A 14,577-nucleotide genomic window follows, 5' to 3' on the forward strand; every position below is an offset into this window, starting at 1 on the left:
TTCAGCCTGAGGGAAGGCCTATGATCAAACGCTCTTTCCTTGCCGTGATGGTCCTGGCGCAGCTTTGTGTTGCGCCATCCGTATCGGCAGAGACCACTATGGATGCGGCAATAGCCTTATGGCTGGGCGGCGATGATGCCAAGGCGCTGCCAATGCTGGCCGCGCTGGCGGCGTCTGGCAATTCGGATGCGCGTTTGTTGCTGGGCCGGATCGAAACCACGGATCTTGGACCGTCCCCGTTTCGACAAAGCCTTGAGCCCGCCCAATCCCGCGCCCTGTTCCGGCGCAACGACAATAGCAATTTCGGCACATCCTGGTTGACCATCGAGGCCGCCGAGGGGAATGCACTGGCGCAGGCCTTGCTGCGATCCAGGCAGCCTCAGCCTGATCCCGATCAGGTGAAACGCCTCAACGATCTTGGTGAACATCAAGCCACAGATTACCCAACGCGGATCGTTGCGTTGTACGGCAGCCAGGCGATGCGGGATGAGTTGCGCGCCTATGACGGGACCATGGACGATCTGCAGCCCTATCTGGCCTATCTTTCGGACAGTCCCGAGCCGCGCGGGGACGGCTTGGCTGCGCTGCGTCATATTCAGCCCGACCTGGTTTCGGCAAAGTCGGAGCAGGCGCTTGGTATGGCTGGTGTTTTGGCGTTGGGACTGGGTTATGGCGATCTGTCACCGGGCAACCCGTGGCGGCCCGCCGTGGAGAATTGGCTGATGACAGCCGAGGCAACGCGACCCATCGCGCATCTGTGCAACACGCATTGTTCGGCAGAGGCTGCGGCTTGTTCCTTTGCCTTCCTCTCGCTGCTGGGCGGGTATTTCGAGGTGATCCGCATGGACAGCCCCCTTGAGACCGTGATCCCGCAATCGCAGTTTCTGGACAGCCCGCGCGCCCGGTTGATGGTGCTGCGTCGGGCGGCCCTTGCGCGCACCGAAACCAATCTGGAAACGCTGGCTGAATCGGCCCCTGCGCAAGAGCTTTCGGCCTGCGCCGTCGATCTGGTTCGGCAAGAGCAGCGTAAGTATAACTAGCCGCTGGACCCGGGCAGGGCGCGCACTTAACCTGCCCACAATGCTACGTTATGCGCTCAAACGACTGCTCTCGCTTGTGATCAGCCTTGCCATAGCCTCGGTCGTCATCTTTGCGGTGATCGAGGTGGCGCCGGGTGATCCGGCCTCGTTCATGTTGGGGGTCAATGCGCAGCCCGACACATTGGCTGCGCTGCGGGCCGAGTTGGGCTTGGACATGTCCAAGACCCAGCGCTACTTCAACTGGGTGGGCGGTATGCTGGTGGGGGATTTCGGGACCTCGTACACGTATCGCACGCCTGTTTCACAGATGATCGCGGATCGGCTGTGGGTGTCTTTGCCACTGGCGCTTTATGCACTGACCTTGTCGACCCTGATCGCCTTTCCCGCAGGCATCTATGCCGCCGCGCGCCGCGGCAAACCGGGTGATCTGACGGTGATGGGAGCAACACAGCTAGGCATCGCGGTGCCGAATTTCTGGTTTGCGATGATGCTGGTCCTGATCTTTGCCATAAACCTGCGCTGGTTCAATGCGGGCGGGTTTGCTGGCTGGGACAACGGATTCTGGGCCGGGCTGCATTCCCTGACCCTGCCCGCGATTGCCCTGGCCTTGCCACAAGCAGCCATTCTGGCGCGGGTGATGCGATCCTCGCTTTTGGACATACTGGGCGAAGATTTCATGCGCACGGCCCGCGCCAAAGGGCTGTCCCGTCGTCAGGCGCTGTGGCGACACGGGGTGCGAAACGCGCTGATCCCGGTGCTGACGATCATCGGGCTGCAGTTTTCGTTCCTTTTGGCCGGGTCGATCATTATTGAACAGGTTTTCTATCTGCCCGGCCTCGGGCGGCTGGTATTTCAGGCGATCTCGGCCCGCGATCTGATCGTGGTGGAATCGGTGGTCATGCTGCTGGTCTTCGCTGTCATCACCGTGAACTTCCTGGTGGATCTGGCCTATGCCGCCGTTGACCCGCGGCTGAGGAGCAGGACATGAGTCGCAACCTGATCCTAGGCGCGGTGCTGTCCTCGCTGGTCCTGCTGGCGGCGCTGATCTCGTTTGTCTGGACGCCCTATGACCATGCCGCGCTGGACATTCCCGCGAAACTGCAGCCACCCAACGCGCAGCATTGGTTCGGCACCGATCACTTCGGGCGCGACATGTTCTCGATGATCATGGTCGGCGCGCGGACGTCCATTGCCGTGGCGCTGGTCGCCGTGGGGATCGGTATGGCGTTGGGCGTGCCCTTGGGCCTGACAGCGGCCGCACGCAAGGGATCGTGGCTGGACGAAGTCATCATGCGCGGCAACGATCTGGTCTTTGCTTTCCCCTCTCTGGTCATCGCCATCCTGATCACGGCCGTGTTCGGCGCGGGTGCCATCAACGCCATCATCGCCATCGGCATCTTCAACATCCCCGTCTTTGCCCGCATCACCCGAGGGGCGGCCCTGTCCCTGTGGGAGCGTGAGTTCATCCTCGCCGCCCGTGTCTCGGGCAAGGGCGCGGCGCGGATTTCGGCGGAGCATATCCTGCCCAACGTGGCCAATCTGCTGATCGTGCAGGGCACCATTCAATTCAGCCTGGGCATTCTGGCCGAGGCGGGCTTGAGTTACGTCGGTCTCGGGGCGCAACCACCCACGCCAAGCTGGGGTCGGATGCTGGCCGATGCGCAGACGATGGTCAGTTTTGCCCCACATTTGGCTCTGATTCCGGGTCTGGCGATCATCGTGACGGTATTGGGCCTGAACCTGCTGGGTGATGGTCTGCGCGACTGGCTGGACCCCCGAATCCGGGTGGCGCGGGCATGAGTTTGCTGCGGATCGAGAACCTGTCGCTCGGCATTCACGGGGGCGAGATTTTGAAACAGGTCAGCTTGTCGATTGCACCGGGGCAGATCGTTGCTGTAACCGGGGAAAGCGGCTCGGGTAAATCGATGACCGCGCTGGCCGTGATGCAGTTGTTGCCCGATGGGACGGAAAGTGATGGCTCGATCCTGCTGGACGGGCAGGAAATCCTGAACCGGCCCGAGGCAGAGATGTGCGCATTGCGCGGTGCTTCGATCGGGATGGTGTTTCAAGAGCCTATGACTGCGCTTAACCCGGTCAAAACCATCGGCGATCAGGTGATGGAGACCATCCTGATCCACAAGGCGATGCCTCCTGCGCAGGCGCGGGAGCGGGCGGAAGAGGTATTGGCCCGAGTTGGGCTGCCTTCTGATCGCTTCCCCCTGTCCCGCTATCCGCATGAATTGTCCGGTGGTCAGCGTCAGCGTGTGGTCATCGCAATGGCGATTGCCTTGCGCCCTAAACTGCTGATCGCGGATGAACCGACAACGGCGCTGGATGTGACCACTCAGGCGCAGATTCTGGATTTGCTCAGGGGCTTGGTGACCGAATACGACATGGGCCTGCTGATGATCACCCATGATCTGGCCGTTGTCGCCGATATGGCGGATCAGATCGTCGTCATGCGCCATGGCGAGGTGGTCGAAAGCGGCGCGACAGATCACCTGCTACGCAACATGCAGCACCCCTATACCCGGATGCTGTTCGAGGCGTCGAACCATCAGGTGGCTCTGCCTCATGCAAAACAACCGCAGCCGTTGCTAGAGGTCACGCAAGTGGTCCGCGACTATCGCCTGCCCCGCAAGGGCCTGTTCGATGCGCCCGGCTATACCCGTGCCGTGGATCAGGTCAGCTTCACCCTCAACCGGGGTGAGCGGCTGGGTCTGGTAGGGGAGTCCGGATGTGGAAAATCGACCCTAACACGGGCGATTTTGGGATTGGAAGAGGTTCAATCCGGTAACATCCGGTTGGATGGTCAGCCGGTGTTCTCCGGTCACAAGCCGAATCCGGCCGTGCGGCGCAAGATGCAGGTGGTGTTTCAAGACCCTTATGGCAGTTTCAATCCGCGCCACCGGGTTGCACGCCTGATTACCGAACCATTTCATTTACTCGAAATCCCTCTGACTGGAGGCGAGCGGCAGGCTCGCATTGCCGAAATGTTGACCGCCGTCGGGCTGCGCCCAGAGGATGCGGACAAGTACATCCACGAATTTTCGGGCGGTCAAAGGCAGCGCATTGCAATTGCCCGCGCGCTGATCATCCGCCCGGAACTGATCCTGTTTGACGAGGCGGTCTCGGCCCTCGACGTCTCGGTCCGGGCGCAGATTCTAGACCTGCTGGCTGAACTATGTGACGCCTATGATCTGACTTATCTGTTCATCAGCCACGATCTGAGCGTCGTGCGCACGATCACGGACAGGGTGATGGTCATGCAGGCCGGGAAGATCGTTGAACAGGGTGAGACCGAGCAGGTCTTCACCAATCCGCGCCATCCATACACACAAAAGCTGATTTCTGCTGCGCCGCAGTTGCCGGAGATCGGAGTGGGTGCTGCGTGATTTTCCCCGTGTTAGAGCCGAAATAGGAGTTAGATATGACCAATGCGATATGGTTTGATCCCAGCCTCTGTTTGATCGGGGGTGCGTGGCAATCGCCGGTCACCGCTCAATCGTTGCCCTTGGTCAACCCGTCCGATGATTCTGAAATCTGCCAGATCGCGCGCGGTGGAGCATCGGATATCGACGCTGCTGTCGTGGCAGCCCGCGCTGCACTAGATGGCGAATGGGGCCGAATGCCTGCATTCGAGCGTGGGCGCATTCTAAGTCGTTTAGGTCGGTTGGTTCTGGACCGTGTCGAGGATCTGGCCGTTTTGGAGGCCAAGGACGTTGGCAAACCGCTGACGCAGGCAAGGGCGGATGCCGTGGCCTTGGCGCGGTATTGTGAGTTTTATGGTGGTGCCGCGGATAAGGTGATGGGCGAGACCATCCCGTATCTGGATGGCTACACCGTCTACACGCTGCGCGAGCCACATGGCGTGACGGGCCATATCGTGCCGTGGAACTACCCAATGCAAATCATTGGCCGCTCGGTCGGGGCCGCCCTGGCCATGGGCAATGCTTGTGTGCTGAAACCAGCGGAAGAGGCCTGCCTGACCGCGCTGGCCTTTGCCCATCTGGCGACTGAGGCCGGGCTGCCTGCCGGTGCGTTGAACGTTGTGCCGGGTCTGGGGGCCGAGGCCGGGGCCGCGCTGTCCGGGCATCCGGGCGTCGATCACATCTCGTTCACCGGGTCCGTTGCGACCGGGGCTTTGGTGCAGCAAGCAGCGGGGCGCAATGTAGTCCCTGTGACGTTGGAGCTCGGCGGAAAATCACCGCAACTGGTGTTTGATGACGCCGATTTGGACGCATCCCTGCCGTTTCTGGTCAATGCAGGCATTCAGAATGCCGGGCAAACCTGCTCTGCCTCATCCCGCATTCTGGTGCAGCGTGGGGTCTACGAACAGGTCAAGGCGCGGATGGCTGAAGCCTATGGTCAACTGACCGTGGGGCCTGCGATAAATGACCTGCGGGTGGGCCCGCTGATCTCGAACCGGCAAAAAACCATCGTTATGGGTTTTCTGGAGAAGGGAGAGGATTTGACCATCGTGGGGCAAGGGAGGATCACGTCGGATGCGCCAGAGACAGGTGCCTATGTCCGGCCGACGCTGTTCGCGGATGTTCCCGCCAATCACGTTTTGGCGCAGGATGAGATTTTTGGCCCAGTACAGGTTCTGATCCCGTTTGAAACCGAAGAACAGGCTCTAACTATAGCAAATAGTACCGATTATGGCCTTGTCGCCAGCATCTGGACCCGCGATGGCGCGCGGCAGATGCGGTTGGCGAAGCGCCTGCGCTCGGGTCAGGTGTTCATCAACAATTACGGTGCGGGCGGCGGCGTGGAGCTTCCGTTTGGAGGGGTCGGAAAATCCGGACACGGCCGCGAAAAAGGGTTCGAGGCGCTGTATGGCTTTTCACAACTCAAGACGGTGGCGGCGTTTCACGGCTAAACAATCACCTCAATTGCCTTCTGAGCACCGACACCAAACACCCGCTTGTATCGGTCGATCTGATCGGCTGGACCCATCGCTTTTTCCGGGTTGTCCGACAGCTTGACCGTTGGTCGCCCATTGGCCGACACCGCCTTGCAGACCAGCGAGAACGGCGCGAGAGCGTCGTTCGGCACAAGCCCGCGGAAATCATTGGTCAACAAGGTGCCCCACCCAAATGAGATGTTGGTGCGCCCGACAAACTGCGCGTGCAGCTCCTTGATTTTGTCGACGTCCAGCCCGTCGGAAAAGATGATCCGTTTCTGCGTTGGGTCTTCTCCACGGGACTTCCACCAGTCGATGGCCACTTCGGCCCCTTCAGCAGGGTCGCCACTGTCGATACGAATCCCAGTCCAGCCCGCCAGCCAATCGGGCGCGCGGTCCAGAAATCCCTTAGTACCGTAGGTGTCTGGCAGAATGATGCGCAGATTGCCGTCATGTTCTTCATGCCAGTCGCTGAGAACGTCATAGGGGGCCTGAGCCAGCGCCTCATCCGTATCGGCCAGAGCGGAATAGACCATGGGCAGTTCGTGGGCGTTGGTGCCGATGGCCTCAACCTCGCGCCGCATGGCGATCAGACAGTTCGAGGTGCCGGTGAAAGCAGGGCCCAACCCTTCGATCATCGCCTGAGCACACCAGTCTTGCCAGAGGAACGAGTGCCGCCGACGGGTTCCGAAATCCGCAATCCCAAGACCTTGAATGGCGCTGAGTTGTTCAATCTTCTCCCACACCCGGGTCATGGCGCGGGCATAAAGAACCTGCAACTCGAACCGGCGCATGTGGTTTAGGACGGCGCGCGAACGCAGTTCCATCAACACGGCCAAAGCGGGGATTTCCCACAGCATGACCTCGTGCCATTTACCTTCGAAGGTCAGCTCGTACTGATCGCCTTTGCGCTCCAGATGATAGGGCGGCAGGCGCATATTTTCGAACCACTCCATAAAATCCGAGCGGAACATCTGCCGTTTGCCATAAAACATGTTACCCCGCAGCCAGGTGCTTTCCCCTCGGCTGAGGCTGAGCGAGCGGATGTGGTCCAGCTGTTCGCGCAGTTCGCCTTCGTCGATCAGGCGCGCCAATGGCACGTGATTCGAGCGGTTTATCAGTGAAAACTCGACATTTGTTTGAGGCTTGTTTCGAAACACTGACTGGCACATCAGCAGTTTGTAGAAATCCGTATCGATCAAAGACCGCACAATCGGATCGATTTTCCATTTGTGATTGTAAACACGGGTCGCAATATCGACCATGGGGAACTCCTGCGATTTCCGTTGTTAGATCAATCGGCACGACGAATAGCAAGAGTCGCTGATTTGGTGACAATGCCCGTTTGACGCCACAAAGCGGGCATATTGTTTGATTGGATCACCGATTAGTGAGGGTGCGGGATGGAAAGATAAGGTTGTTAGTTGTGAATGAGTCTTCGATACGACTTTGATATTTTAAGAACAGCATCAGACGATCAAACATTTGAAACACTTTCGGGCGAGACCAAAGATGGGGTTCGCCCGGTGGCGATGTTTCGGGATGTGAAGACGTCTGATGCATTGCGCGGGGCGTCGCCCAAGATTCGCAAGATATTTCAGGATGCGGGGTTCGAGCTGGCCGCGCATGACAGCGGAATTGCGCCCGATGTATACTCGCCCGCAGATAAGGCTGACCGCGACCAGATTTTGCAAGTGCTGTTTGCCAACATCAAAAACCAGGGCGTTCAGGGTGAATACAGTGGTGAGTTCGATCTTTTGCAGTTCCTGGCGCATGTGAAACGCGCGCGGCCAGTGCAGGGGATCGTGCAGCCTGTTATGACTGCCCCCGCGCCCGAGCCAATGCCGACAAACCGAACCAGACGGCGAGCAGTGCCGGGCCGCATTGGCTTTGCCCTAGGGCTGGCCGTCATTCTGTTTGTTCTGTTCAAGTTCCTTGAGGCGACCGGGACCTCGACACCCTAAATTAGAACCACCCCTGCGGTCCGCATCGCCTGCTCAGCCGCTGCCATCGACCCGTCCATATCGATCCCGCGACAGGCATCCAGCCGAACGGTCACATCCAGCCCCAGCTGCGCGGCATCTACGGCAGAGTAATGGACGCAGAAATCCGTAGCCAACCCGACGAGGGTGACCTTCGACAACCCACGTGTGTCAAGATAGCCTTTCAACCCTGTCGGCGTCTCACGGTCGTTTTCAAAAAAGGCAGAATAGCTGTCGATTGCTCTGCGAAACCCTTTGCGGATGATCAGATCGGCATCGGTGCGCAGACCGGGGTGAAACGCAGCGCCATCCGTGCCCTGAACGCAGTGATCGGGCCACAGGACCTGCGGGCCATAGGGCATATCGATCAGCTCAAACGGGGCTTTGCCCGGGTGCGAACTGGCAAAGCTGGAATGACCTGCAGGATGCCAATCCTGCGTCAGGATCACCGCGTCGAAATCATCCATCATGGCATTGATCGGGGCCACGACCTCGTCCCCGCCCGCAACGGCCAGCGCACCCCCGGGGCAGAAATCATTTTGGACGTCGATTACGATCAGGGCATGGGTCATCTGGGGGCCTCCTTTGATGCCTTATCGGTAGGCGGGCGTGGGTTGGTCGTCAATGCGGTCTCTTGCGACTCTGCGCCTGCGGGTTTAGACCGCGCGCATGTACACGATCGCTGCTCTCTATCACTTCACCCGCTTTCCGGATCACGCCGCCTTGCGGGATCCGTTGCTGGACCTGTGCCGCGCCCAATCGGTCAAGGGCACACTGCTGCTGGCGCAGGAAGGTATCAACGGCACTATCGCGGGTCCTCGTGCTGGGATTGATGCGGTGCTGGCGCATATCAAAGCGCTGCCCGGATGTGCTGATCTTGAGTGGAAAGAGGCAACCGCAGACCATCCGCCATTCGGCAAAATGAAGGTGCGGCTGAAGAAAGAGATTGTGACCATGGGCCAGCCGGATGTCGATCCGCGGGCCCGTGTCGGCAACTATGTTGAGCCGGAGGAATGGAACGACCTGATCCGCTCGGACGACGTGGTCGTGATCGATACGCGCAACGACTATGAGGTGGCGATCGGTACGTTTGAGGGCGCAATAGACCCTGAAACCGCCAGTTTCCGGGATTTCCCGGCCTGGTGGGAGAAAAACAAGGACCGCTTCCACAACAAGCGCGTGGCCATGTTTTGCACCGGCGGCATTCGTTGCGAGAAATCCACCAACTATCTGCTGGGGCAGGGGGTCGAGGATGTGTATCACCTGAAAGGCGGCATCTTGCGCTATCTCGAAGAGATGCCTGCCGAAGATAGCACCTGGCAGGGCGAATGCTTTGTGTTCGACAACCGCGTTTCGGTCGGTCATGGGCTGGTGGAGGGGCCGCACCGTCTGTGCCATGCCTGCCGCCGCCCGATCCTGCCCGAAGATATGAAACGCCCAGAATACGAGCATGGCGTGGCTTGTCATCGGTGCGTCGATGAAACGACTGAGGCAGATAAGGCCCGGTTTCGTGAACGGCAAAAGCAAATTTTATTGGCACGCAAACGTGGGTTCGAGCACCTGGGTTCGAGCTAAATTCAGCTTGCGGGTCCGCCCCTTAGGACTGATGATCAGGGGCACACCTGCGGGACGGAGCCTCAATGCATCGTGAACCCAAAACTCTGGAAGAGTGGAAATCGACCCTGCTGGCCGCATTGGGTTTGGTGATTGCCAGTTTTCTGGCGTGGTATGGCCTGTCGCGCCTCAGTGATGCGACCGCTGGCGATACAATCGGTTCTTTCGCCTCAGTGGGTCTGTTGATCTGGATCGCCTCGCAATCTTGGTACTATGTGACCCAGGTGAAATCCCCCCGGCGGCTGTTGCTGCTGATGGGCGTGTCCTTCATTCAAGTCGTGCCATTCCTGTTTGCTGCCGCTTATGGCGCCTTTGGCTATAACGACAATTGCGTGATCGGCGCGCAGGGGCCTGCGGACATCCTGTATTTCTCGTATGTCACCTTCACCACCGTCGGCTATGGCGATATGTCCCCAGTCGGACTGTGCCGCGCACTTGCTGCGGCCGAAGCGGTCACGGGCTATATCCTGCTGGGTATGTTTGTGGCGGCCTCGGTTGCGATCTATGCACGCAACCACAGCCCAAATAGCCAAGGTTAGAGCCTATTTGTTCTGGTCAATCCAGCGCGACATCATCCGTTTGTCATGGAAGCACTCAGATGGGATAGGTCGACGTTTGCTGCGCGAGATACGCTCGGCAAAGGCGACCTGCTTGCCAGTTGGGTAATTGTCGAATTGCGAGGTTACGCGGGGCTTGTGCGCTGAAATCCAATCCGACAGCATCTTGCGGTCTCGCTGCACATCTACGGGGATTTCCAGCGCAGATTGCTCTGCAATCGCACGGGCATACCGCATCTGCCGGTCTGTTACCGGAAGCAGGTGATAATCGTTGCTTGGCTCACCCAGAGCCGAATTTCGGATGTGCTGGGCCATCGGCTTGTCCTCTGACTATGTAGAACATAAATAGAACATTAACCAAATATTTCAAGTATTCTGTGGGGTTTGGTGTGTTGTTCGGCGCTTTTCCTCCAACTCAACCCTGTGTGACTGGTCCGTATCCAAAAGGTTCACAGGGTTACTCCACATAATCCTGAAGCTTTCAAAATATCATAAAGGATTCAATTGGGTTGAGTTAAACTCATGTTAAGAAAGCCCTGTTCCCGACATTTCGCGTCGGGAACAGAACATATGCCCATTCCAACCTATGGCTGACTCTTGTTTAAACCTGCCCTGCAGGCAGCGCCCGATTTTTTAGGAGAGATCTCATGAAAACCCACGCACAGGCCGTCGTTATCGGAGGGGGCCTAGTCGGTTGTTCAATCCTTTATCATCTGGCCAAGCTTGGCTGGACAGATGTTGTTCTGCTGGAGCGGGATGAGCTGACATCCGGCTCGACCTGGCATGCGGCGGCCAATATCCACGGGCTGCATGACAATAACAACGTCACGCGCATCCAACACTATACGATGAATCTGTATAAAGAGCTGGAGAAGGAAACCGGCCAGGGTTGCGGTGTATTTCAACCGGGTTCGCTGTACCTGGCCCAAACTGAAGACCGCGAACATCAGTTGCGCTTGCAAGAGGCTAAGGCGCGGTTCTACGGTCTGAACTTCTATGAAATCAGCCGGGAACAGGCAAAAGAACTGCATCCGCTGGCGCAGTTCGATGATATCCGCTGCATCATGTACGAACCCGATGGCGGCAACGTCGATCCGTCCGGTGTGACCATGGCTTATGCCGCTGGGGCGCGTGCCATGGGAGCCACGATTGAGCGGTTTTGCCCCGTAGTAGGGACGGAACAGCAGCCCGACGGCTCTTGGATCGTGAGGACCAAAAAGGGTGACATCCGCGCGCAATGGGTGGTCAATGCCGGGGGCCTGTGGGGGCGCGAGGTCGCGGCTTTGGCGGGCATCGAATTGCCGCTGCAACCGACCGAGCACCAGTATTTTGTCACGGAATCCATCGACGAAGTGGCCAGTATGGGCCGTCGTCTGCCCTCAATCGCCGACCGGGATGGCGAGTATTACTTCCGGCAGGAAGGCAATGGCCTGCTGATCGGGGCTTATGAGAAAGACATGCGGTTCTGGGCCGAAAACGGCACGCCGCTGGATTTCGCCCACGATCTGTTCCCCGACGATCTGGATCGGATCATGGAGAACGTGATCCGCGCCACCGAACGTGTTCCGGTTGCTGCCACGGCGGGTGTCAAACGCGTCATCAACGGCCCAATGATCTGGTCGCCGGATTCCAACGCGATCTGGGGCCCGGTGCCCGAGCTACAAAACTATTTCTGCTGCACCGGCATCATCCCCGGTTTCTCGCAATCCGGCGGACTGGGCTTGTTGGCGGCGCAATGGATGATCGAGGGCGAGCCGCAATACGACATGTTCGCTTGGGATCTGGCTCGCTTTGGCGATTGGGCCGACAAGAAGTTCACCAAAGCACGGGTTGAAGATCAGTATTCGCACCGTTTCGCCATCCACTTCCCAAACGAGGAACGCAGCGCTGGTCGCCCCGCCCGCGTGCGCCCGGCCTATGAGATGCAAAAGGCGATGGGGTGTGTTTTTGGCCTGAACTGCGGCTGGGAACATCCGCTTTGGTTTGCCGACCAGCCCGGCACGGTCGAAACCAACGGATTTACCCGCCAGAACTGGTGGGAGCCGGTGGGGCGCGAGGTTCAGATGTTGCGGGACGCGGTCGGCGTGATCGATATCTCGAACTTTGCCAACTATGTGATCAAGGGCCCCGGTGCCCATGACTGGCTTGATCGGCTGGTCGCCAACCGCATCCCGACTGAGATTGGGCGATCTTGCCTGACACCTCTGATCTCAGTGCGCGGTGGCGTGGCTGGGGATTTCACGATCACCAAGGTTGCCGACGACGAATACATGATGATCGGCTCGGGCATGGCCGAGCGCTATCACCAGCGTTTCTTCAACATGGTCGACCTGCCCGACGGTACCACGCTGGACGTCGCAACTGACCGGATCGCCGGATTCAACGTGGCCGGTCCGAAATCCCGCGATGTCCTGCAACGCCTGACCAACGCGGATCTGTCGAATGAAGCGTTCCGCTTCATGCGCTCACAAACCATCGAAGTCGCAGGTGTCACCTGCCTGGCCATCCGCGTCAGCTTTACCGGCGATCTGGGGTGGGAGCTGCATTGCGCCGAATCCGACCAAATCAGACTCTATTCAGCGCTTTTAGAGGCCGCTAAGGACCATGGCGGCGGCCCGGTTGGCGGACGCGCGCTGGGGTCGCTGCGGATCGAAAAGGGTTATGGTTCTTGGGGGCGCGAGTACTCTCAGGAATACTGGCCGCAAGAGGTTGGTCTTGCGGGTCTGATCAAGCTGGATAAGGATTTCCTGCACAAAGACGCCTATCTGTCTATCAAGGACAATGCCGCGCGCGAGGTTCTGTCGATCTTCGAGGTTGACGCAGCCGATGCAGATGCCAGCGGCGGTGAACCGATCTTCGCCCCGGATGGTACGCCGGTGGGCCGCGTGACCTCGGGCGCATACGGCTATTCGGTCGGGAAGTCGCTGGCGATCGGCTATGCGAACCCGAAAGTGGCCAAGCCAGGCGATACGGTTGAGGTTTTCATCCTCGGCAAACCGCACAAAGCGAAGATCCTGTCAGAGCCCCCGTTTGACCCGGCAGGCCGCCGACTGCGTGATGTACAACCGGTGATGGAGGGCGCGGCGTGACCAACAGCTTCGCCCGCGTTGCCGATTTTGCGCTGATGCGGGCGGCTGCCGACATGCCGAACAGCGCGCAAGAGGCTGCGGCGCTGATGATGCTGGACACGATGGGCATTCTGATCGCGGCGGGACCGATGGAGGCGGGCGTGATCGCGCGCGATGCCGCGGCCCTATTGTATGCCAGCACTGATCCAGCGTTCAGCGCCCGCATGATGTTTGATGGCCGCGCGGTCAGTCTGGCAGGTGCGGCTTATGCGGCCGCGACTCAAACCGATAATCTGGACGGCCATGATGGCTATAACCCTACCAAGGGTCATATTGGCGTGGTCGTTTTGCCCACTCTGGTGGCTTTGGCTGAACATCGCCCCGATCTGTCAGGCCTCGAGGCTTTGGCAGCGGTGATCACAGGCTATGAAATTGCCGGTCGGGCCGGAATATCGCTGCATGACAGCGTCACTGACTATCACACATCGGGCGCGTGGAATGCTTTGGGTGTCGCGGCCATGGCCGCGCGCATGCGGGGGCAAAGTGCTGAACAACTGCGGCAAGCCATGGGCATCGCCGAATACCATGGACCCCGCGGCCAGATGATGCGCGAGATTGCAAACCCAACCATGCTGCATGACGGGTCAGGCTGGGGTGCATTGGTTGGTCTGTCCGCCGCCGTGCTGGCCGAACGCGGGTTTACCGGAGCCCCGGCCATCACGATCGAATCCGATGAAGCGGCATCGCATTGGTCAGATCTAGGGACCTTCTGGCAGGTCGAGCATCAATATGTGAAACCCTATCCCATCTGCCGATGGGCCCATGCGGCCATCGATGCAACGCGGGCGGTGATGATCGAACACGATTTGAGCCCTAGTCAAATTGCGACCCTAAAGGTGAACAGTTTTCATCAGGCCGCCTGTCTTTATTCAGGTATCCCTCTGACAACATCTCAAGCGCAGTATTCTTTGCCTTTTGCGGTGGCCGTTTATGCACTTCATGGTCGGATCGGTGTTGAGCATATCTCGGGGCCCGGCCTTTCTGATCCAGAGGTTGCTGAGTTCATGTCCCGTATTCAGGTTGCAGAAATTGAGCGGCACACCGCGCGTTTCCCTAAAGGGCGCTGGGCTGATGTTGAGATTACCACGATGGATGGGCGACTTCTTCATTCGGGTGATATCCATGCCCGAGGCGGCCCCGAAGCACCGTTTTCGCGATCAGACGTAATTGCGAAATACATGGAATTCGCTAAGCCTGTGGTAGGCGCGGATCGCGCCGAGGCCATCCGCGACGCGATATTGAGCTGGACCGATCCGCATTCGCGCTATTCGGATTTGGCTGCGCTTCTGTATGAACCACCAGCGCCATAGTCTATTTCCTAAGCTCATAGAATTAAGACCGCAATTGGCG

The 14,577-nt window shown here is 58.9% G+C and carries 13 protein-coding genes; 10 read left to right on the plus strand and 3 right to left on the minus strand.

All coding sequences use genetic code 11. The features are described from left to right. Positions 1-20: 20 nt before the first annotated feature. Genes ACR0KG_RS01385 through ACR0KG_RS01405 form a run of 5 tightly spaced genes read left to right on the plus strand, consistent with a single transcriptional unit; the run spans position 21 to position 5,922 of the window. A complete protein-coding gene (locus tag ACR0KG_RS01385) occupies positions 21-1,040 on the plus strand; it encodes a hypothetical protein (protein ID WP_480826271.1) in 1,020 nt (339 codons plus the stop codon). A gap of 40 nt (positions 1,041-1,080) precedes the next feature. Beyond that, positions 1,081-2,028, plus strand: a complete 948-nt coding sequence (locus ACR0KG_RS01390) for an ABC transporter permease (RefSeq protein ID WP_480826272.1) — start codon at positions 1,081-1,083, stop codon at positions 2,026-2,028. After that, positions 2,025-2,840 carry an ABC transporter permease gene (locus ACR0KG_RS01395; protein ID WP_170640558.1) on the plus strand — a complete coding sequence of 272 codons (816 nt, stop codon included), beginning with the start codon at positions 2,025-2,027 and terminating at the stop codon, positions 2,838-2,840. The genes ACR0KG_RS01390 and ACR0KG_RS01395 overlap by 4 nt, the downstream gene beginning before the upstream one ends. Continuing rightward, entirely contained in the window at positions 2,837-4,435 is a 1,599-nt protein-coding gene (locus ACR0KG_RS01400; protein ID WP_480826273.1) for an ABC transporter ATP-binding protein, read from the plus strand. Before ACR0KG_RS01395 ends, ACR0KG_RS01400 begins: the two co-directional genes overlap by 4 nt. A gap of 35 nt (positions 4,436-4,470) precedes the next feature. Then, positions 4,471-5,922 carry an aldehyde dehydrogenase family protein gene (locus ACR0KG_RS01405; RefSeq protein WP_480826274.1) on the plus strand — a complete coding sequence of 484 codons (1,452 nt, stop codon included), beginning with the start codon at positions 4,471-4,473 and terminating at the stop codon, positions 5,920-5,922. On the opposite strand, the gene pncB is transcribed toward ACR0KG_RS01405, so the two are convergent. Further along, a complete protein-coding gene (pncB, locus tag ACR0KG_RS01410) occupies positions 5,919-7,211 on the minus strand; it encodes a nicotinate phosphoribosyltransferase (protein WP_480551010.1) in 1,293 nt (430 codons plus the stop codon). The two genes, ACR0KG_RS01405 and pncB, sit on opposite strands and share 4 nt — an antisense overlap. A gap of 165 nt (positions 7,212-7,376) precedes the next feature. On the opposite strand from pncB, the gene ACR0KG_RS01415 reads away from it, so the two are divergent. Further along, on the plus strand, positions 7,377-7,910 hold the full coding sequence (locus tag ACR0KG_RS01415; protein ID WP_480551012.1) for a hypothetical protein: 534 nt from the start codon (positions 7,377-7,379) through the stop codon (positions 7,908-7,910). Here the strand turns inward: ACR0KG_RS01415 and pncA are convergent. After that, positions 7,907-8,500 carry a bifunctional nicotinamidase/pyrazinamidase gene (gene pncA / locus ACR0KG_RS01420; protein ID WP_480551014.1) on the minus strand — a complete coding sequence of 198 codons (594 nt, stop codon included), beginning with the start codon at positions 8,498-8,500 and terminating at the stop codon, positions 7,907-7,909. The two genes, ACR0KG_RS01415 and pncA, sit on opposite strands and share 4 nt — an antisense overlap. A gap of 97 nt (positions 8,501-8,597) precedes the next feature. Between pncA and trhO the strand changes: the two genes are divergently transcribed. Together trhO and ACR0KG_RS01430 are read left to right on the plus strand one after the other, a co-directional pair. Further along, on the plus strand, positions 8,598-9,503 hold the full coding sequence (gene trhO, locus ACR0KG_RS01425; protein WP_480551016.1) for an oxygen-dependent tRNA uridine(34) hydroxylase TrhO: 906 nt from the start codon (positions 8,598-8,600) through the stop codon (positions 9,501-9,503). A 65-nt stretch (positions 9,504-9,568) separates the two neighbouring features. Then, positions 9,569-10,081, plus strand: a complete 513-nt coding sequence (locus ACR0KG_RS01430) for a potassium channel family protein (protein WP_480826275.1) — start codon at positions 9,569-9,571, stop codon at positions 10,079-10,081. Positions 10,082-10,084: 3 nt separating this feature from the next. On the opposite strand, the gene ACR0KG_RS01435 is transcribed toward ACR0KG_RS01430, so the two are convergent. Beyond that, positions 10,085-10,414, minus strand: coding sequence for a hypothetical protein (locus tag ACR0KG_RS01435; RefSeq protein WP_480551020.1), 330 nt, complete (start codon positions 10,412-10,414; stop codon positions 10,085-10,087). A gap of 332 nt (positions 10,415-10,746) precedes the next feature. Between ACR0KG_RS01435 and ACR0KG_RS01440 the strand changes: the two genes are divergently transcribed. Both ACR0KG_RS01440 and ACR0KG_RS01445 read left to right on the plus strand, forming a co-directional pair. Next, entirely contained in the window at positions 10,747-13,188 is a 2,442-nt protein-coding gene (locus ACR0KG_RS01440) for a GcvT family protein (RefSeq protein ID WP_480826276.1), read from the plus strand. After that, a complete protein-coding gene (locus ACR0KG_RS01445) occupies positions 13,185-14,537 on the plus strand; it encodes an MmgE/PrpD family protein (RefSeq protein ID WP_480551024.1) in 1,353 nt (450 codons plus the stop codon). The genes ACR0KG_RS01440 and ACR0KG_RS01445 overlap by 4 nt, the downstream gene beginning before the upstream one ends. The last annotated feature ends 40 nt before the right edge of the window (positions 14,538-14,577 follow it).

The organism is Ruegeria sp. H4, assembly GCF_056533065.1.

What these genes read in the sequence shown, in the direction of transcription:
- ACR0KG_RS01395 (WP_170640558.1), top strand. Translation starts at nt 2,025, where the DNA reads ATGAGTCGCAACCTGATCCTAGGCGCGGTGCTGTCCTCGCTGGTCCTG.
- trhO (WP_480551016.1), top strand. Translation starts at nt 8,598, where the DNA reads ATGTACACGATCGCTGCTCTCTATCACTTCACCCGCTTTCCGGATCAC.
- ACR0KG_RS01435 (WP_480551020.1), bottom strand. Translation starts at nt 10,414, where the DNA reads ATGGCCCAGCACATCCGAAATTCGGCTCTGGGTGAGCCAAGCAACGAT.
- ACR0KG_RS01385 (WP_480826271.1), top strand. Translation starts at nt 21, where the DNA reads ATGATCAAACGCTCTTTCCTTGCCGTGATGGTCCTGGCGCAGCTTTGT.
- pncB (WP_480551010.1), bottom strand. Translation starts at nt 7,211, where the DNA reads ATGGTCGATATTGCGACCCGTGTTTACAATCACAAATGGAAAATCGAT.
- pncA (WP_480551014.1), bottom strand. Translation starts at nt 8,500, where the DNA reads ATGACCCATGCCCTGATCGTAATCGACGTCCAAAATGATTTCTGCCCC.
- ACR0KG_RS01405 (WP_480826274.1), top strand. Translation starts at nt 4,471, where the DNA reads ATGACCAATGCGATATGGTTTGATCCCAGCCTCTGTTTGATCGGGGGT.
- ACR0KG_RS01430 (WP_480826275.1), top strand. Translation starts at nt 9,569, where the DNA reads ATGCATCGTGAACCCAAAACTCTGGAAGAGTGGAAATCGACCCTGCTG.
- ACR0KG_RS01440 (WP_480826276.1), top strand. Translation starts at nt 10,747, where the DNA reads ATGAAAACCCACGCACAGGCCGTCGTTATCGGAGGGGGCCTAGTCGGT.
- ACR0KG_RS01390 (WP_480826272.1), top strand. Translation starts at nt 1,081, where the DNA reads ATGCTACGTTATGCGCTCAAACGACTGCTCTCGCTTGTGATCAGCCTT.
- ACR0KG_RS01415 (WP_480551012.1), top strand. Translation starts at nt 7,377, where the DNA reads ATGAGTCTTCGATACGACTTTGATATTTTAAGAACAGCATCAGACGAT.
- ACR0KG_RS01400 (WP_480826273.1), top strand. Translation starts at nt 2,837, where the DNA reads ATGAGTTTGCTGCGGATCGAGAACCTGTCGCTCGGCATTCACGGGGGC.